Origin of the sequence: Myxosarcina sp. GI1, assembly GCF_000756305.1 — a bacterium.
Classification (GTDB): domain Bacteria; phylum Cyanobacteriota; class Cyanobacteriia; order Cyanobacteriales; family Xenococcaceae; genus Myxosarcina.
In genome coordinates this window covers 660,253-679,550 of record NZ_JRFE01000014.1, presented here as the reverse complement: position 1 = coordinate 679,550, position 19,298 = coordinate 660,253, and the positions used below count along the sequence as shown (strand labels likewise).

Sequence of the window (19,298 nt, the reverse complement as noted above, 5' to 3'; positions counted from 1 at the left end):
ATCGAAATTTCCCCGCCGCTTAAGCAATAAACAAAAAAAATCGACGGGGAAAAAAGTTTTTTAGACACGGACAGCCTTCATCTGCCCTTTTTCAAATTTATTCCACTTCGGCTAGTGCCTCCTCTTCTACTGGCGGAACTAAAGCGACGGCAGCGATCGCATCATCACCATCTAGTTTTTGTACTCTTACCCCCGTAGCGTTGCGCGACTGTTGCGAAATAGCATCTACTGCTTGACGAATCATAATCCCGCGATTGGTGATAATTAAAAATTCGTCTTCGGGATTGACTATATCGACGGCTGCCAGACAGTCTCCAGGAGTTTTGAACTTAATTGCTCTTACTCCCATTCCCGCCCGATTTTGCAGGCGGAATTTAGTAATTGGCACTCGTTTGCCATAACCATTGGTAGTAATAGCCAATACCCAGGGACCGCGATTGACATCTTCTGTAGTTAATTCTTCGCTTTCTTCATCATCGTCATCGCCGTTGGTGTCGATAGTTGCCACAATTTGGGCAGGAATGATATCCATGCTGATTAGTTCGTCTTGCCCTTTAAGCTTCATTGACTTAACGCCTTTAGTTGCTCTGCCCAAAGGTCGCAGTTGCCGATTGTTAGCCTGAAAATGAATTGCCATACCCTGACGAGTACCGATAATGATGCTGTCTTCTTCAGTTGCCAAACGTACCCATCGCAATTCGTCACCTTCTTCCAGACAAATAGCAATCAAGCCATTAGAACGAATATTGCTAAATGCCGACAGGGCGGTTTTTTTGATGTAGCCTTTAGCAGTTAGCATCACTAAATACTGCTCTTGAGTAAATTCGCTTACGGCTACGACGGAGGTGATTCTTTCCTCTTGGGAAATTGGCAACATCTGCACTAAGGGAATTCCTCTAGCGGTACGAGAGGTAGCGGGAATTTGATAGGCATTTACCGAATAAACTACGCCGCGATCGCTAAAAAACAACACTGTATCGTGATCGCAACAGGTCATGAAGTGTTTGACTACATCATCGTCTTTAATTTTGGCTGCGGCTTTACCTCTGGTAGCACGATTCTGGATGTCAAAAGTGCCTACGGGCATACGTTTGATATAACCTTGTTCGGTTAGTAAAATTACCGCCTGTTCGTTGGCGATTAGATCTGTATCTAATAGATCTCCTTCACCCTGAATAATTTCGGTACGTCGTGGCGTAGCATGAGTATTTTTAATCTCGGTAACTTCTGCCTGAATGATTGCCTCAATGCGTTCTCGTCTTGCCAAAATATCTTGAAAGTCGGCGATCTGACGCAGCAATTCTTCATGTTCTGCCTGAATTTTTTCTGCTTCTAAAGCTGTCAGTCTTCTTAGCTGCATCTGCAAGATAGCATCGGCTTGAGTTTGAGAAAAACTAAATCTGGCAATTAACTCTTCTCTAGCTGTAGCCGTATCGGCAGCACTGCGAATTAACTGAATAATTGGCTCGATATTTTGTAAAGCAATTAATAAGCCCTGTAATAAATGATCTCTTTCTTCGGCTTTTCGCAGTTGGTACTGAGTACGCCGAGTAATAGCTTCGATACGAAAGTCAATAAATACCTGTAAGAATTGCTTGATTGTCAGCAGTAGGGGTTCGCTGCTGACTAACGCCAACATATTCGCCCCAAAGTTAGCCTGTAGGGGAGTTTGTTTATAGAGATTATTGAGTACGACACGGGGATAAGCATCGCGCTTGAGTTCGATAACGATTCTCATCCCGTTGCGATCGCTCTCATCCCGAATATCGGAAATGCCTTCAATTTTTTTATCGTTAACGAGATCGGCAATTTTTTCAATGAGAGAAGCTTTATTAGTTTGATAGGGCAACTGAGTAATAATAATCGCTTCTTTTTCCTGTCTGCCTCTAGGGGCGATAGTTTCAATTGCCGCCACCCCTCGCATGGTAATCGACCCTCTACCCGTAATATAAGCATCTCTAATACCAGCGCGACCGATAATCTGACCACCTGTAGGAAAATCGGGACCTTTAATATATTGCATCAACTCGCGATCGCTAATTTCGGGATTTTGAATTAACGCGATCGTGCCTTCGATCAATTCGCCCAAATTGTGGGGGGGAATATTGGTTGCCATACCTACGGCAATACCAGAAGAACCGTTAAGTAGTAACTGGGGAACTCTGGCAGGAAGCACTACGGGTTCTTGTTGCGAACCGTCGAAGTTGTCGGCAAAATCTACGGTTTCTGCCTCGATATCTCGTAATAAAGCATCCGTAGCCAACGATTGCAGACGACACTCCGTATAACGCATTGCTGCTGGAGGATCGTTATCAATAGAGCCAAAGTTTCCATGTCCGTCAACCAAAGGATTCCGCATCGAAAAGCTTTGTGCCATTCTGACTAGAGCATCGTAAACAGCAGTATCGCCATGAGGGTGATATTTACCTAAAACTTCCCCTACTACACGAGCGCATTTACGAAACGGACGATCTGAAGTAAGCCCCAATTCGTACATAGCATAGAGAATACGACGATGGACCGGTTTTAGACCATCCCTAGCATCTGGTAAGGCTCGTCCCACAATTACGCTCATGGCGTACTCCAGATAGGAGCGCGACATTTCGTTACTCAGATCGGTAGGAATAATCCGTTCCTGGGAAGTGGTCATATAATAAAAAACTCCAAATATATGCCATAATTTGGATTAAAGGCTAATAAATTGCGTTTTTCTTCCTTTTTTAGCCGATAAAACCTAATAAAATTGCATTTTATTCTTAAATTTTAACACAAAACCCCCTGCTAATGCAGAACCTTGCAGGGTAGAAAGAACATACAATAGTAGACTTTTACATTTGATGAATGAGACAGATAAAGTAGAAGAAAAAGCCTATTTTCTTAACTTTTCTTTAACTTACGCAGTTTTATCAGCAATTGCTGAAACCATAACTGTTTGATGCGCCAAGAAGTCAAACTGGAAATTGAAGCGTAATTATCAGTTTGAAAGTCAAAAAAACTATTGATTTCTTTGAGAATAGTCTTCAGTCGTTTACTCAAGTGTTCTCGACGATATTCAGCAAAAAAAGACTCGGGTAAGCTAGATTTTTCGCTAGATTTTAATACGGACATAATTCGCTGCAAATCGTACTCTAAAGCATATCCAGCAATTTTGTGACAGTTAAAGCCAGGATCGAGATAGTCTGCCAAGCCATGATTGACGCTGGAAAATACCTGGCAGCCACAAGCTAGAGCTTCCAGGGGAGGCAAGCCAAACCCTTCACTAACGCCGCTTACTACCCAATATTCAGCAGAGTCGTAAAGATAAATTTGACTGCGATTGAACAAACCTGCTAGATCTTCGACATAACCTTCTAGAAGTTTGACACGACAGCGCGTTTGCAGGGCAGGTACTAATTGCTGAAGTAAATAGGCTGAAGATTTACGAGTTTGCACCAAAACATCAATATCTCGCATTTGATTTAAGTTGCGAAACTCATCGCCAATTTGATTGGGTAAATAAAAAATTAAATTATTTGCTGCTTGCTGTCCCCAATAACCCATCGTGTTGCGACTGACAGTAATTATGGGTATGTTCGGCGGCAGTCTGAAACCATAGCCCGAACTATGAGCGTGATAGATAAGATGATAATTATTTAATTTAGCTACTAGTTTGGGTACGTCAAATCCCCAACCAATAACAAAAATACTCGTTTTTAAATCGCTACGTTTTAAAACTTCTGCAATAAATAAATGTTCTGCTTCTTGTTGCCGATAGGTAACAATTTCTGCCTCACAAATTTGCGCTGCCAGATTATAAGTATTTAATTCTGCCCACAGCCCACCACCACCGAATTTACCTTTGGTTCCAGGCACTAAAAAGTAGAGTTTTCTCATGTAAATTTAGATCTTGCTTTTGAGAGTAACTACTGATATCGAGCCACAATTATCAATGGACAATCGATCGCTAAAAATTGACAATTAATTTGGTCTAAAACCTCTGTATCAACAAATAATAAGAAGTTAGCAGTCAACAGTAAACAGTGAATAATGAACGTTGATGACTGCTCATTGTTCATTGTTCATTGCTGAATCAGCTATTTCCAGCCAAATAATAAAAGTCGTTCCCAAAAAATTGCTATCTGCTGATAAATCATTAGGGCTAATTAGTTCGATTTCACCATGCATTTGCTCGATTAGCTCTTTAGCGATCGCTAATCCCAGACCGCTACCAGGAATATTTCCCTCTGCTTGAATACCGCGATAGTGACGCTCGAAAATACGTTCGCGATCTTGGGGACTAATACCGCAACCACTATCTTTGATAGCAAGTCCCAGCCATTCTCGCTCTAAATGCGATCGCTTACAGCTGGCAATCTCTACATTACCGCCAGCAGATGTATATTTTAAAGCATTATCGATTAGATTATTTAGAACCTCTCTCAATCCTTTAAAATCGCCATAAACTAGAGGTAATTCTGGTGAAATATTATTAGTTAGAGTAATATTTCTTTCTTCGGCGATCGCTTCTACCGCCATTAATAAAGGTTCTAAAATTTGGTTTAACTCTACTGTTGCCGATTTGGTAGTAGATTCGGGTAAGAGAAAGTTACTGCCTACAGTATCTTCTTCTAATAATGGGATAGAAGTCGCGCTAAGAGTCAGAGTTTCTCGTGGTTCATGTCGCTCTATTTCTCCTTCAAATTGTTCGAGCAATTCGGCGAAGCGATCGCCTTGTTTGAGAATGTTTTGGACGATAGAGCTGTCTTTTTCGGGTAGAGAATGCTTGAGCAAGAGCTTGCTAAAGGTTCTAATTGCCGTTAGGGGGTTGCGTAACTGATGTAACAAATCGTCTAAGCGATCGCGATCGAGTCGCCGTAATTTTTGTTGTGTCGCTAGTTGCTTTTGAGTAGACTGCTGTTGTAAATCGAGCCATCTAGCAATCGCCATAGTTCTGGCAATTTCTTCAACTTGTCCTAACTCTGTTTCCTGCCAGTCGCGATCTTTACGCTCGGCAACTAACAAACCAAAAATTTTTTCTTCATAGATTAACGGCAATAGCAATCGTTTGCCCTGAAAGTCCTCGCTCCATTGATTCATCGTAGCAGCAGCAAGAGAGTCGCGATTCTGAAGGGGTAACAAAGCTGAAGCAGTTGATAACTGGCTCGGTTGTTGCCAAATTTCCGATAATTTAATTGGCGGCAATTCATAAAAGCTGTGGCGATCGCGTTGCGGATAAATTGCAAAAGGAAAAAGTCGCTCTTGCCAATCTTTACCCAGTCCTGTTGTTAAATAGACAACACTACAAATATCACCTACTCTGTAATCTAATAAAGACATCTGAGATTGACACAGAGAAGCAAATTTGGCACTGGCAAGACGAGAATAAGACATACGGATTTGAAGGACTGCGTTTTCCAAAGGATAGCTCAAAATTGGCTTAAAGTTACGCGAAACGGTACTATTGCTTGCTAAGTAGCAAGCAATAGTTTCGCTATCGAGGGATAAAAATTGTAACAACTTTTATCTTGGCGAATTTCACAGCTAAATGTAAAGAAGTATTAGGAAAAAATTATCTCGTTTAAAAACATTAAGTTGCAAATAACGGCAACCAAAACCAGAATTTGCCATGATTTTGAGTTAATAGTTCTCGATACTGCTACTAGTGTACATGCTTGATTTTTTAAGCTTATCACGATACAATTTCGGAGTGTTCTGTAACTATGATTACAAATATTTAATAATAAAATAACTAGGAGGTAAACGGATTGGCAAGAAAACGCAAACGTAAGAGCCGCCGCCGCCAAGAGGGACGCAAGATATTAGAGCTAGTACCAAATTATAATATTGAAAGTGGCGAAGAAAAACCCGTAACAGCTGCTCGAAAATATATAGCTTCTCTCAATATCGTTCCCCCCGCTTTATTAATAGTAAAAAGAAACGAACACACTACAGATCGTTATTTTTGGGCGGAAAAAGGTTTATTTGGAGCGCAATATGTAGAAGAGAATCATTTTCTTTTTCCCAGTTTGCAAACAATTGACCTACACGAATCAGATAGACCTGCTATTGCTACGGCAATGAGACATTGAGCTATCTACAGACAACTTCAGGGAAAACCACAACTAATTTAATTAACAGGAGGTTATATTAAACCTCCTGATTTTATTTTATTACTTACAAGCTACAATAACAATACTACCGATCGGTGACTACTTGAAAAGAAGAATTAAGTTGTAGTTGAATCAATTCATCACGATGAGCGGTAACAGTTAAAATTTGTCTTTCCGCTTCAGGCGTTAGCAGCACTTTTTCCCAGCGCCCTGCTTTACGCCAGTAAAAAATTCCTGCAACTGGTGCAAATACCAGCAACAACCAGAACCAACTGCTAAAGGCGGGAAACAGCAACGCTAGCACCAAGGCAATACAAGATAGACCGACTGTTGCCAAAACTGTTAATAAGGTCGCTAAAAACCAGCTCGGTCGGACAAAACCTTTAAAGGCCAACTGTTTGGTAGCATCATTAACTTCTACAGGCTGATAGGCACGTGCTTCAAAATGCTCGCCCAGTCGCTCGATTAAAAGCTCCATAGACTCAACTGCTCGCAGTTGTATTTGCCGAGTTCGGTCTTTAACCGAAGCGCGAATAAAGAAAAATAATCCAATTACCATCAATAAGGTAAGGAAGAAAGTAGAAGCAGTAATTAGTGAGTTCACAATTTTAACTTAATTGGCGATTTCTCAAATAAATAATCGCTTATTTTCTATCTGTATAATAGTGATTGTAGTAATGGTAGCCGCGAGAACTGCGATTGACCTGGTTGGCAACTATACCCAAAACAGGAACATTATATACTCTGATATTATCAATGTTTTGCTTGAGTAGGGCGCGATCGGTAGTACCAATTCTGACTACCAATACCACTCCGTTGGTACGAGAAGCCAAAATACGTCCATCGGCAAATCCTAGTATAGGAGGAGTATCATAGATAATCAGATCGTAATCGGGTTCGCTTTTTAGCTTATCCATTAACTGCTGCATTTTTTGTGACGAAAGCAGGCGAGTGGGATCGGGAGGTATATCTCCTGCGGTAATTACCGAGAGGTTTTCCCACTGAGGTACTTTAATTATTGCTTCTTCTATGTTTAAACCCGTAGCCAAAATATTGCTCAATCCTGCTTTATTTTCAACTCCAATCCAGCGGTGAACCTGTGGACGACGCAAATCGGCATCAATTAACAGCACTTTTTGTCCCATTGCCGCCGCCGCTTGTGCTAAATGGCTAGAAATAGTTGATTTTCCTTCCGAAGGAATAGAAGAACTAATAACAATCGAACGAATCGAAGTATCCGAACCTAGTAATCTAATATTGGTGTTTAAGGAACGAAATGCTTCGATAAAAGGAGAAGATCCTTGCCAAGAACTAGGAGTTTCTGCACGATCGCTAGAGGCTGAAGTATTAATATTCAGGCTTTTGTTACCTATTTGCAATTGAGGAAAGCTGAATTTTTGAGTTTTAGCAGTTTCTAACTCGTCTAAAGGCTTGAGATCCGTTTGTACGGGAATTTCTCCAAGAATTGGCAACTGCACGCTTTCTTTTAATTCTTCCGTAGAATGGAATACGGGATCGAGACGTTCTGCTAACAAAGCCGTTCCCAACCCCAATAGCACACCACCAAATAAACCCAGTAGTAAATTTCGCGGTGGATTTGGTGAGACAGGATTTTCTGCCAAAATGGGGGGAGCAATTGTCTGCCAGGGAGAACCTTGTTTGGCTCCTTCAAGCTGTAGCTCCTCTTGAGCGGCAAGAAAGCGATTGAGACTTTCGGTTGCTACCATTAGCTCTCTTTCCAAGTCCGTGTATTGACGAGCGATGACTGGCATTAGCTCAGTTTGTCGTTCGAGTTTGGAGAGTGCACTTTTTAATGACTGTTCTCTAATAGTTAAAATTTGAATTTGATTGGCTGCTTCTATATATTGCTTGCTTAAATCTAGTCTTAGAGTGCTTGGAGAGGAAATATTAGATTTGTTGTCAATTAAATCTGATAGATTGTCGCCGAAAATTGCTCCTGCTTCTTTTTGCAGTAAAGGCAATAATTCATTTCTTTTATCTTGAAGTACTTGAATGTTAGGGTTATCGGGTAAAAAACGAGCCGACTCTTGGGCTAGCTCGACTTCTACTTCCTGTAGTCGATCGAGCAAGTTTTGGTATCGAGGAGATTCGCTGAGATAACTAGCAGCTAATGCTTCTTGAGGCTGCAATCCTAGCTGTTTCTGAAGCAAATTGTAGAGAGAGGTAGTTTCGTTAAGCTCTCCCTGAGTTTCAAAGTATTTATCTTCAAAGCTGCTTTGTTTTTCCGCTAAAAATACCGCTCTACCTTGAGGATCGAGCAAATTGTATTTTTGCCGAAATCTTTGTAGTTCAGCCTGCAACTCATCTACTCTAGCTCTAACTCTCGGTAGCTGTTGGTCTACAAAATCAATACCCTGCTTAACTTGAACTTTTCTTTCATCTATGGAATAAGCTAAATAAGACTCTGCGAGGCGACTGAGTACAAACTGAATTTTCTGAGGGTCTTCGTCAATATAAGATACCTCTAATATTTTGGTGCGATCTAACTGTTCGATTTCTAAAGGAGAGTCTTTAGGTATGATTAAATCTTTATATTCAAGTTCGGGATATTTTGCATTAAGCTCGGCAATTATTGGTGTTAATACTTTAGGACTTCTCAACACTTCTATTTGAGTTTCATAATCCAAACCAGACGATTCTTGAGACAAAATCTCCAAAGGACTGCTTTGTTCATCTTGAGTTACTGGTTCGACCAAGAGCTGAAAGCTACCTTTGTATATAGGCTCCTGAATAAAGGTCAAAATTGCTGAAACTATAGTCGAGCCGAGAGCTATAGCTAAAATTAGCCGCAACCGATGTTTGAATACAGTGGCAAGCTGACGTAGATCGATACTGTCTTCGTCTTCATCTATTGAAGTAGTGTTGGCAACAGGTAAAACATGGGCATAGCTGTGGTTGCCATTTTTGACTTCATTGCTATCGCCACGTCCATTTAAGATGGCTGAATAAACAGGACGGTCGGAACCTGTATCTGTCACGATCGCTAATCCTCACAACACAAATTAATTTTTGCTAGTGGCATAGTAACGTATTGCTGCCCCATAGTGCTGAGGCAACAATAGTAAATGATAGTAAATATTTGGATTAGAAACCAAAGAATAATCTAATTATGCCTAAAGCTCCGCCAATTGGGCTTAAAATTTTGCCAGCAGCATCTGTACCTTTGGTTACACCAGAGCGATTGACAACCACGACATCGTTATGGCGCAAGGTTGGATTAGTTTCGTCGTCGATACCCGATGAGAGATCGACCTTGATTTCCCGTTTATCCACTGTACCGTTGGGTTGTAGTCTAACTAATTCTACGTCACTGGTGTCGGCTCTTTGATTGTCAAAGCCGCCTGCTGCCAATATCGCTTGGTTTAAAGGAGTGTTGGGCTGTACTTGTTGCGCTCCAGGACTTGTTACTTCGCCGACTACGTTAACAGTAATCGTATCGCGAGCGTAACTAGCGGTTGCAATTAAATCTATGTCTTCCTTGGCTATAGCTTCAGCTTGAGGAATGACAATGCGATCGCCCTCTTGCAAAATTACGTCTTGACTTGTATCTCCTGACTGAATTAGTTCCCAAAGATTAACGGCAATCAGTTTTTCCGAACCGTCCCAAGCTTTACGATAGATTGCTACTTCTCTAACATCGGCAAGAGGTTTGATTCCTTGTGCCGCGCCGATAGCTTGAGTAAGTCTGGGAGGCAGAGATGGCTTGACATCATTGAGGTTATTATTGCCACTAGTAAGCTGTTCTGGTTCTACGGTGTGAGAACCAGGACGATAAACTTCTCCCACTACTGCTACGCTAATTGGTTCGTCTACCTGCAAACCAAAGCTAGCTTGAGACAACCTTGCTAGTTCTGAAGTACTAATTTCGTCAGTAGTAGGCACGAAAACTGTATCGCCATCTCGCAAAGAAATATCCTGTCTGATTGCTCCTTTAGTCAAAAGATCCCAAAGATTAGCGTTGAATACTACTTCTTTGTCTTTAATTGTTCTTTGGACTCTAACGTTACGTACATCGGCAATAGTATTGATTCCTCCTGCCTGCTCGATCATATCGGTGACAGTAGGGAACTTTTGATTTTCTCCAGTTAGAGGAACTTCGTAAGAACCAGGATTATCTACCTCTCCAGAGACAGCAATCTTGAGGGGACGAGGAGCAATCAGACCTACAGTTACAATCGGACGTTTGAGATATGTAGCATATTTCTTAGAAACCGCATCGGAAGTTTCTGCCAGCGTAAGCCCGCTAACATTTACTCCACCTACTAAAGGTAAATTGATCGTACCGTCTACTGCTACGGGATATTCACCACTATATTCTTCTACCTGAAAAATATTTAAGGCGATTCGATCGCCAGCACCGAGAGTATAGGCTGTTTCTTCAGTGGCAAATTCTGAGCTATCGCTAGCTGTAGCAGGAAGAACTGGACCGTCTACGGGACTAGATTCATCAGAATTTAATCTGGGTAAAGGCTTGGAAAAATCACCAATTGGCAATCTTTCAGGAGTTGATGAGTCATCGAGAGAGTCGGGATCTTGTAACTCCAACGTATCGTTTTCGAGAGAGTCATTCTCTTGAGCGAGCGCGGGTAAACTAGCAGTTGTTAAAGCAAGAATTAGAGCGATTGCACCAACACGATTGACTTTTGTTAAAAATAATTTATACCAAGCAAATTTAAGATTCATAAAATAAAGATCGCGATTTTAAAACTACATTATTGCGACTAAACTATCATTATTATCTCTGTAAGTTAAAATGTCGAAAAAACAAAAGCAGAAGTTCCCTTATTTACTAGGTTCTAAATGGACTGCCAGACAAAAAACTTGGGGGTGGCGACATTTTCAGGTAGCCGATCGCCAAGATCGGGGTAAGTGGGTATTTGCCGAGATGGTTGCCTCCTGCGATTCTCAAACTCGTTTTTGGCTCAACGCCGCACAGCTTAAAGACGAATCTTTATGGCTGGCTGGTTGGAAAAGTTTGCAGGAAATAGAGCATTTAGAAACCGCTACGAGCGATCGAAACATTTATATTTAGTACCGCAATCGGCAAAAATACTAGTTCTTAACTTACTAACATATTTTTATTTACGTATGATTACTTAGATGTTAACACGCACCAAAAATAATTATGGTTTTATTTTAATAAAGCAAATTGTGCTTTTGATGAAGATTGTTTAAATTTAAAAACTGTCTATAAAATTACACGAACGAGAGAATTTACATAAAACCTTCGAGGTTTATAAACGACGAGCGATCGCACGATAGCTAAATGATAATGCTAAAAAAAAGCAGGCTACTTGTCGTCAAAAAAAGATATAAAGGTTTGCCGTTACATTTTAAATAAAACAATATTTAGCAATTACGAGATGGAAGAAATTCAAGCTTTACGAGGAACGCGAGATATTTTGCCAGATGAAGTTGACTACTGGCAAGCAATCGAAGCTGTGGTTCGGCAAATACTGGCACGAGCCGTCTATAAAGAAATACGTCCGCCAATTATAGAACAAACTTCGTTGTTTGAAAGAGGTATTGGCGAAGCTACTGATGTGGTAGCTAAAGAAATGTATACGTTTACCACTCGCGGCGATCGCTCGATTACTTTGCGTCCTGAAGGTACTGCAGGAGTAGTCAGGGCTTTTATTAGCAACAAACTCTACGCTCAGGGAGGAGTACAGCGTTTGTGGTATCAAGGATCGATGTTTCGCTACGAACGTCCCCAAGCTGGTCGCCAAAGGCAGTTTCATCAGATTGGGCTGGAGTTACTCGGCAGTGATGCTCCTCGTGCTGATGTAGAGGTTATTGCTTTAGCTACAGATATTTTACAGACTTTGGGTTTGAAGAGTCTCAAGCTAGAGCTTAACTCGGTTGGCACAGCAGAAGACCGCCAAAACTATCGAGAAGCTTTAGTTAACTATTTAACTCCCTATCAAAATGACTTAGATAAAGATTCTCAAGAGCGTTTAACTCGCAACCCGTTAAGAATTTTAGATAGCAAAGATCCTAAAACTAAAGAAATTGCTCGCAATGCTCCGAAAATAATCGATAGTCTCGGTAAAGAATCCAGAACACACTTCGATCGAGTTTTGCAGTTACTAAGAGATTTAGAAATTAAATACGTTATCAATCACTGTTTGGTTAGGGGTTTAGATTACTACACTCATACCGCCTTTGAAATGGTTTCAGATGAGTTGGGAGCGCAAGCAACCGTATGTGGCGGTGGTCGTTACGATGGCTTGGTTGCCGAATTAGGCGGTCCCGATACGCAAGCGGTAGGATGGGCAATCGGTATGGAAAGGTTGGTTTTACTGCTACAAAAATTACAAGCGGCTCCTTCCGAAGCTCCAGAATTTTATCTTGTTTCTAGAGGCGATCGCGCCGAAGCACAGGGATTAGTTTTGGCTCAAAAACTACGCGGTGCTGGTTTGAAAGTCGAACTAGACTTGAGCGGTAGTGCTTTTGGCAAACAGTTCAAACGAGCCGATCGCAGTAATGCTTTTGCCTGTCTGGTTTTGGGTGAAGCCGAAGCAGAAAAGGGAACTGTAAACTTAAAGTGGCTGTCATCGGGAGAGCAGCAGACGCTCTCTCAAAGCGAGTTACTAGCAACAATTGAGGAGTTAAAACTCAAAATTTCGCAATTAAAAACTTAGGTCGATAGCACTAACTTCGAGCTATAAAGTTAACTATAATTTGCTAAACTAAAGCACATTATTAGTTCATTAATACTATCAAACGAATTATGGGTCTTAATGTCGTCAATTTAGTCGGTCGTGCTGGTGCCGAACCAGAAATCATCCACTTTCAGTCGGGATCGATGTTGTGTAAATTGCCTCTGGCAGTAGATCGCCGCAGCCGCAACAACGATAAACCAGACTGGTTTAACTTAGAAATTTGGGGTAAAACCGCAGAAATAGCGGGTAACTATGTCCGTAAGGGCAAATTAATTGGCATTCAGGGATCTTTAAAAATAGATACTTGGGCAGACCGCAATAATAGCAGCATCCAGCGTTCTCGCCCCGTGATTAGAGTCGATCGCCTGGAACTTTTAGGCTCGAAAAATGATAGCGATTCTGGCATGGTTAGTGGCTATCCAGACGAATAAAAAAATTAATCGCGATTGCCTATGGTGGGTAGGTTTACTCATCGCCGCTCTAATTCTTTATGGATACAATTCAGGCTCTTTGCCCCTGAGAGATTGGGATGAAGGTACGGTAGCGATGGTGGCTCSCGAAATCTGGCGATCGCCTCTAGGTAGCAATATCTGGCTCTATCCTATGCTTCAGGAGCAACCTTACTGGAACAAACCGCCGTTAATTCACTGGTTAATTGCCGTTTCCTATAGTTGGTTTGGAGTTAACGAATGGAGTACGAGATTAGCACCTTCGGTAATTTCGGCGTTTTCCGTACCGTTACTCTATGGCATTGCTAGAGAAGTTTTTAAGTTTCGCCTTGAGGCAATTTGCTCGGCGTTGGTTTATTTAACTTTACTTCCTATGGTGCGTCATGGCAGATTGGCAATGTTGGATGGTGCGATCGCCTGTTGGTTTTGTCTGACTATCTGGAGTTTGTTACGGGGCAGAAGACAGCCCCCTTTTTATTTAGGCGTTGGCATAGGACTATGTTTAATTTGCCTGACTAAAGGCGCGATTTTAGGAATACTGTTGGGAGTAATTGCAGTTTTATTTGTTGTCTGGGAACAGCGCAGTCTTCTTAAAAGCAGTTATTTTTGGCTGGCGATTTGCTTGGGACTATTACCTGCCATAGTTTGGTATTGTTTGCAATATTGGCATTATGGCGCGGCTTTTATTAACAATAATTTGGGCAACCAAAGTTTAAATCGTATATGGTCTGATGTGGAAAACAACGGACAAGCACCTTGGTATTATCTGCTAGAAATTTCTAAATATACTTTACCCTGGCTGCTATTTTTACCTGGAGGAATCAAATTAGCTATCAAGAATCATCGTACTACTTGGGCTAGGTTGGCATTAGTTTGGGGAGGCGTTTATTTACTGGCAGTCTCTTTTATGTCTACCAAGCTTCCCTGGTACGTTATTCCTATCTATCCTGCCTTTTCCCTTCTAGTTGGAGCTAATTTAGCAAAAATTCGGCGATCGATTGGTAAAAATTTAGTTTATTGGCAAATAATAGCTTTTGGCATACTAGCATTGCTGAACTTTATTGCCAGTATTTTTTATTTTCGCTCTGACTCTGGCGATCGCTTACTAGGAGTTATTTTTATCGAACTGACGATCGCATTTTTAACGGTAGCGATGTTACTTAGTTTGAAATCTCGTTATTTTTTCGTGGTTTTAGTTGGTAGTTGGTACTTTGCGTTACTATTATTTTTCCACTCTTCTCATTGGATTTGGGAACTTGCTGAAGATTATCCCGTCAAACCAGTAGCAGCTATGGTCGCTCGACATACCTTACCAGAGCAAGTTATTTATGTCCGCTCTGAAATTTATCGTCCTTCCCTGGCATTTTACAGCGATCGACATTTAGTTACTGTTTCCGAGGAGGAAATGAGGCAGCTTTGGCTGAATGAGCCCACAATTTACGCTCTCGTACCTCAAAACAGCGATCGCCAGCTACTGTTAGATTTAAATAAAGTTGAAGTTTTAAATACTGCTTTAAAATGGCAATTAATAACTAAAAATAAAGATTTTCGCCAAATCAATTCTCAATAGCTACACTAATCTACTTAGTAGCCAAACAAATCGACTATAATTGCCGAGTGAATAGTGAAATTAAAATATGCTTTAGTACACGAATGGTTAACTCCGCAAGCCACAGGAGGCTCGGAACTAGTCGTTCGAGAAATTTTAAAGCATATTGAAGCCGATCTTTATGCCTTAATTGATTTTGAATCGGTCAATCCCGAAAGCTATCTCTACAAACGTGCGATTGGCACTACTTTTTTACAACATTTTCCCCTGGCACGTAATGGGGTGCAAAAATTCCTACCCCTCTTACCCGTGGCGATCGAACAACTAAATTTGCAAGAGTATGATGTAATTTTATCCTCATCCCATGCTGTTGCGAAGGGCGTTTTAGTCAAACCAGAGCAGTTGCACATATGTTACTGCCATACTCCAATGCGCTACGCCTGGGATCTAACGTTTGATTATCTACGGGGCGATCGCCTGGGACGAGGATTTCCAGGTATAGTCACTAGATACATTTTGCATCGCTTGAGACAATGGGATGTAGTTTCTGCTAATCGAGTCGATTACTTTATTGCTAACTCTAATCATACAGCCAGACGAATTTGGCGTTGCTATCGCCGTAAAGCCAAAGTTATTTATCCTCCCGTAGATCTAGCTAAATTTACCTTTCAAACTCAAAAAGAAGACTTTTATCTGACCGTTTCTCGGTTAGTCAGCTACAAACAAATTCAGTTAATTGTAGAAGCATTCAATCAGCTTCAAAAACCTCTGGTCGTAATTGGTGGTGGTTCGCAACTACAGCAAATTCGCAAACTAGCCAAATCTAATATTAAAATTCTAGGCTGGCAAAGCGATCTGGTAGTAAAAGAATATTTGCAAAAAGCTAAAGCTTTTGTTTATGCTGCTTGTGAAGATTTTGGCATTGCTTTAGTTGAAGCGCAGGCTTGTGGAACTCCAGTAATTGCCTATGGTAAAGGAGGTGCTTTAGAAACAGTGAAAGATATTSGAGCCGCTCCAGAAGGTACGGGTTTATTTTTTCAAAAACAGCAGCCAGATGATTTAGTCAAAGCCGTTGTAACTTTTGAAAAATTGCATACTAAAATCGATCGCGAAAACTGTCGTTTGCAGGCAATGAAGTTTGAACCGACGGTTTTTAAACAATCATATCTAGAATTTATCGAACGCTGTTATGAAGAGTTTCGATTACTCAGCTAAAAACAGCTTTCTGGATTTATGATTGAGACAGTGTGGTGTGATGTGATGTGAAGGAGTAAGATGACTGCTAACAGCCAACTTATTTCCGCCAAGCTCTTACAAAGTCTAGTTAGAAAAAGATTGCAGCCGCTAGTAGGCTCAAACAAACTGCTATCTAGTCTAGCTTTAGCAGCTTGGGACGGAAATTTTGCCAAACGTTTGTTTGATATTGTTTTTTCTCTATTCGTGCTAGTTGCTTGTTCCCCTATATGTCTATTTTTAATGACATTAATTGCAATTAGTTCATCAGGACCTATTTTTTACCGACAGCAAAGAATTGGTAAAAATCATCGAGTCTTTAGCTGTATTAAATTTCGCACGATGGTCGATAATGCAGATTCGATGTTAGTGACAATGATGAGTGATTCGCCCCAAATTCGTCAGGAATTTGAAGCCGATTTTAAATTAAAACAAGATCCTAGAATTACCAAAATTGGTAAGTTTTTGCGTTTGACTAGCCTAGATGAATTTCCGCAGTTTTGGAATGTTTTAAGGGGTGATATGAGTGTCGTTGGTCCTCGTCCCTTAGTGCCAGAAGAACTTTACAAATATGGTCGTAAAATCGATACCGTTTTGACGATTAAACCAGGAATTACGGGACTGTGGCAGGTATCTGGACGAAATGATATTCCCTATCCCAAGCGTATTAAAATTGATGTTTATTACGCTACTAGCCATAACTGGTTGCTAGATCTTTGGATTATCTTTAAGACTATCGGTATAGTTGTTTTTCCTAACAAGAATGGAGCTTATTAAATTAGAAAAATTATTAGACAGCGGTTGTTATATTCAGTTAAGTACAAATTCAGTTTAAGAGCTTATACTAATAACAAAAAAGTAAAGCGCAATACTTAAATAGATATTTAAGTATTTATTTGGCAACAAATAAGTTTGATGTTAAAAATGTTTAGTACGACTAGCAAGTTTCTGGATTAGCTTTTGAGTTATTTGTATAGCTCGACTATATGATAGAATAATGCGCTAGCAATACGGATAAGCCACACGCAAACCTAAAGCTTGTATTATAAAATACTTCAAAAACAGATAATGCTTATCCCGATTGATAGTGTTATGGCTTAATAACTGAAAGAACTAAATCCCACAATACGTACAGACAGAATTAAGAACAAAAATATGACAAAAACAAAAGTAGCTCTGATTACTGGTATTACTGGTCAAGATGGCTCTTACCTAAGTGAATTTTTGTTAGATAAAGGCTATGAAGTTCACGGTATTATTCGCCGCACTTCTACTTTTAATACCGATCGCATCGATCATATTTATGTCGATCCTCATAGTTCTGATGCCAAACTATTTTTACATTACGGTGACTTAACTGATGGTACTACTCTGCGTCGCATTTTAGAAGCAGTCAAACCAGTAGAAATTTATAATTTAGGAGCGCAGTCTCACGTACGTGTTAGTTTTGATTCTCCAGAATATACTGTAGATTCTGTGGGTATGGGAACCTTACGTTTATTGGAGGCAATCCGCGACTATCAGCAAAGAACGGGAATTGAAGTTAAATTCTATCAGGCAGGTTCTTCGGAAATGTTTGGCAAAGTGCAGGAAGTTCCCCAAAAAGAAAGCACGCCTTTTTATCCCCGCAGTCCCTATGCCTGTGCCAAAGTATACGCTCACTGGCAGACGGTAAACTATCGAGAATCTTACGATTTGTTCGCCTGTAACGGTATTCTATTTAATCATGAATCTCCCCGAAGAGGTGAAACTTTTGTCACGCGCAAAATTACTAGAGCGGTAGCTAGAATTGTTGAAGGTTCTCAGAAAAAGCTTTATTTGGGTAACTTAGATTCTAAACGGGACTGGGGCTATGCCAAAGACTATGTTAAAGCAATGTGGATGATGCTACAGCAAGACAAACCAGATGATTATGTGGTAGCTACGGGAGAGACTCATGAAATTAGAGAGTTTCTAGATATTGCTTTTGGTTACGTTGGTTTAAACTGGCATGACTATGTAGCTTTCGATCCTCGTTACTTACGTCCTGCTGAAGTGGATCTACTAATTGGCGATCCTACTCTCACCAAACAAAAACTTGGTTGGCAACTTTCAGTAACTTTTGAAGAGTTAGTCCAATTAATGGTAAATGCCGACTTAAAGACTTTAAATTTACCGCTCCCAAATACCAGACTTAAAGGCTCTGAAGATAACGCTCACATTCGCCGAACTTTTGCTCAAATTGTAGATTAGCATTTTGAGATAGAGTTTTACAAACGGCATATATTCTCACAATAAGCACAAGATCGAGACACTGGAAAACAATCGATAAATTTGACAACAATGCTAGATCTTATAAGCAAGCGGATTTTAGTTACGGGTGGTGCGGGCTTTTTGGGCAAGCAGGTAATCGACCAGTTGTGCAAGGCTGGAGCTAGTTTGGATAAAATTTCCGTACCGCGATCGCGCCGACTAGATTTACGCCAACTTGAAAACTGTCAGCAGGCAGCTGCAAATCAAGATATTATTATTCACTTAGCGGCTCACGTCGGCGGTATAGGCTTGAATCGAGAAAAGCCAGCAGAGTTATTTTACGATAATTTAATGATGGGAGCGCAGTTAATTCATGCTGCTTACGAAGCTGGGGTAGAAAAGTTTGTCTGCGTTGGTACAATTTGCGCCTATCCTAAATTTACTCCCGTTCCTTTTTTAGAGGACAATCTTTGGGACGGCTACCCAGAAGAAACCAATGCTCCTTACGGTATTGCCAAAAAAGCTTTACTAGTACAGCTACAGTCCTATCGGCAGCAGTATGGTTTTAACGGCATTTATCTCTTACCAGTAAATTTATACGGTCCCGAAGATAATTTCGATCCCCGCAGTTCTCATGTCATTCCCGCTTTAGTTCGTAAAGTACACGAAGCACAACAACAAGGGGATAAAAAACTTCCCGTTTGGGGTGATGGCAGTCCTACTCGTGAGTTCCTTTATTCTACCGATGCAGCCCGAGGCATCGTCATGGCGACTCAGAAATATGACGAACCCGAACCAGTCAACTTAGGAACTAACTACGAAATTTCCATCCGCGATTTAGTCGAGTTAATTTGCGATGTGATGAATTTTGAAGGCGAAATTGTTTGGCAAACCGATAAACCCAACGGTCAGCCCCGTCGCTGTTTGGATACGCAACGCGCCAAAGAAAAATTTGGTTTTGTTGCCGAAACTGAGTTTCGTCAGGGATTAAAAAATACTGTTGACTGGTATCGCCAGTATGGAGAATAAATTACTAATCTGCTAGTGTTTGCGGTCGCTC

At 40.8% G+C, this 19,298-nt stretch carries 15 protein-coding genes; 9 read left to right on the top strand and 6 right to left on the bottom strand.

Going from position 1 to position 19,298, the window contains the following annotated elements; translation table 11 throughout:
- Window positions 1-97: 97 nt before the first annotated feature.
- From gyrA to KV40_RS09940, 3 genes are all read right to left on the bottom strand, one after another.
- Entirely contained in the window at window positions 98-2,650 is a 2,553-nt protein-coding gene (gene gyrA, locus KV40_RS09950) for a DNA gyrase subunit A (RefSeq protein ID WP_036480425.1), read from the bottom strand.
- Window positions 2,651-2,877: 227 nt separating this feature from the next.
- The gene (locus KV40_RS09945; protein ID WP_036480423.1) at window positions 2,878-3,873 is read right to left on the bottom strand and encodes a glycosyltransferase; all 996 of its coding nucleotides are present in this window, start codon (window positions 3,871-3,873) and stop codon (window positions 2,878-2,880) included.
- 171 nt (window positions 3,874-4,044) lie between these two features.
- The gene (locus KV40_RS09940; protein ID WP_253274213.1) at window positions 4,045-5,496 is read right to left on the bottom strand and encodes a GAF domain-containing sensor histidine kinase; all 1,452 of its coding nucleotides are present in this window, start codon (window positions 5,494-5,496) and stop codon (window positions 4,045-4,047) included.
- A gap of 248 nt (window positions 5,497-5,744) precedes the next feature.
- On the opposite strand from KV40_RS09940, the gene KV40_RS09935 reads away from it, so the two are divergent.
- Window positions 5,745-6,068, top strand: a complete 324-nt coding sequence (locus tag KV40_RS09935) for a DUF3155 domain-containing protein (RefSeq protein WP_036480422.1) — start codon at window positions 5,745-5,747, stop codon at window positions 6,066-6,068.
- Window positions 6,069-6,174: 106 nt separating this feature from the next.
- Here the strand turns inward: KV40_RS09935 and KV40_RS09930 are convergent, their stop codons facing one another.
- From KV40_RS09930 to KV40_RS09920, 3 genes are all read right to left on the bottom strand, one after another.
- Window positions 6,175-6,693, bottom strand: coding sequence for a cofactor assembly of complex C subunit B (locus KV40_RS09930; protein WP_036480419.1), 519 nt, complete (start codon window positions 6,691-6,693; stop codon window positions 6,175-6,177).
- Window positions 6,694-6,733: 40 nt separating this feature from the next.
- The gene (locus tag KV40_RS09925; protein ID WP_036480416.1) at window positions 6,734-9,088 is read right to left on the bottom strand and encodes a polysaccharide biosynthesis tyrosine autokinase; all 2,355 of its coding nucleotides are present in this window, start codon (window positions 9,086-9,088) and stop codon (window positions 6,734-6,736) included.
- Window positions 9,089-9,194: 106 nt separating this feature from the next.
- Complete coding sequence (locus tag KV40_RS09920) at window positions 9,195-10,793, bottom strand: polysaccharide biosynthesis/export family protein (RefSeq protein WP_036480413.1); 1,599 nt, start codon at window positions 10,791-10,793, stop codon at window positions 9,195-9,197.
- Window positions 10,794-10,863: 70 nt separating this feature from the next.
- Here KV40_RS09920 and KV40_RS09915 point away from each other — a divergent pair, with 70 nt between their 5' ends.
- The 8 genes from KV40_RS09915 (at window position 10,864) to KV40_RS09880 (ending at window position 19,267) form a co-directional block, all read left to right on the top strand.
- Window positions 10,864-11,142, top strand: a complete 279-nt coding sequence (locus tag KV40_RS09915) for a TIGR02450 family Trp-rich protein (protein ID WP_036480411.1) — start codon at window positions 10,864-10,866, stop codon at window positions 11,140-11,142.
- Between the two features lie 331 nt (window positions 11,143-11,473).
- Complete coding sequence (gene hisS / locus KV40_RS09910) at window positions 11,474-12,754, top strand: histidine--tRNA ligase (protein WP_036480409.1); 1,281 nt, start codon at window positions 11,474-11,476, stop codon at window positions 12,752-12,754.
- Window positions 12,755-12,843: 89 nt separating this feature from the next.
- Entirely contained in the window at window positions 12,844-13,206 is a 363-nt protein-coding gene (locus tag KV40_RS09905) for a single-stranded DNA-binding protein (RefSeq protein ID WP_036480406.1), read from the top strand.
- Window positions 13,187-14,794: a glycosyltransferase family 39 protein gene (locus tag KV40_RS09900; RefSeq protein ID WP_172657264.1), complete on the top strand. Its 1,608-nt coding sequence runs from the start codon at window positions 13,187-13,189 to the stop codon at window positions 14,792-14,794. Before KV40_RS09905 ends, KV40_RS09900 begins: the two co-directional genes overlap by 20 nt.
- A 54-nt stretch (window positions 14,795-14,848) precedes the next feature.
- Window positions 14,849-15,988, top strand: a complete 1,140-nt coding sequence (locus tag KV40_RS09895; RefSeq protein WP_036480403.1) for a glycosyltransferase — start codon at window positions 14,849-14,851, stop codon at window positions 15,986-15,988.
- Between the two features lie 60 nt (window positions 15,989-16,048).
- Window positions 16,049-16,783: a sugar transferase gene (locus tag KV40_RS09890; protein WP_036480400.1), complete on the top strand. Its 735-nt coding sequence runs from the start codon at window positions 16,049-16,051 to the stop codon at window positions 16,781-16,783.
- 378 nt (window positions 16,784-17,161) lie between these two features.
- A complete protein-coding gene (gene gmd / locus KV40_RS09885; RefSeq protein ID WP_036480397.1) occupies window positions 17,162-18,238 on the top strand; it encodes a GDP-mannose 4,6-dehydratase in 1,077 nt (358 codons plus the stop codon).
- 90 nt (window positions 18,239-18,328) lie between these two features.
- Window positions 18,329-19,267: a GDP-L-fucose synthase gene (locus KV40_RS09880; RefSeq protein WP_036480394.1), complete on the top strand. Its 939-nt coding sequence runs from the start codon at window positions 18,329-18,331 to the stop codon at window positions 19,265-19,267.
- The last annotated feature ends 31 nt before the right edge of the window (window positions 19,268-19,298 follow it).

Bases quoted from the DNA above. Each gene is read 5' to 3' on its own strand.
- KV40_RS09880 (WP_036480394.1), top strand. From the start codon at position 18,329: ATGCTAGATCTTATAAGCAAGCGGATTTTAGTTACGGGTGGTGCGGGC.
- KV40_RS09945 (WP_036480423.1), bottom strand. From the start codon at position 3,873: ATGAGAAAACTCTACTTTTTAGTGCCTGGAACCAAAGGTAAATTCGGT.
- KV40_RS09915 (WP_036480411.1), top strand. From the start codon at position 10,864: ATGTCGAAAAAACAAAAGCAGAAGTTCCCTTATTTACTAGGTTCTAAA.
- gmd (WP_036480397.1), top strand. From the start codon at position 17,162: ATGACAAAAACAAAAGTAGCTCTGATTACTGGTATTACTGGTCAAGAT.
- hisS (WP_036480409.1), top strand. From the start codon at position 11,474: ATGGAAGAAATTCAAGCTTTACGAGGAACGCGAGATATTTTGCCAGAT.
- KV40_RS09920 (WP_036480413.1), bottom strand. From the start codon at position 10,793: ATGAATCTTAAATTTGCTTGGTATAAATTATTTTTAACAAAAGTCAAT.
- gyrA (WP_036480425.1), bottom strand. From the start codon at position 2,650: ATGACCACTTCCCAGGAACGGATTATTCCTACCGATCTGAGTAACGAA.
- KV40_RS09905 (WP_036480406.1), top strand. From the start codon at position 12,844: ATGGGTCTTAATGTCGTCAATTTAGTCGGTCGTGCTGGTGCCGAACCA.
- KV40_RS09890 (WP_036480400.1), top strand. From the start codon at position 16,049: ATGACTGCTAACAGCCAACTTATTTCCGCCAAGCTCTTACAAAGTCTA.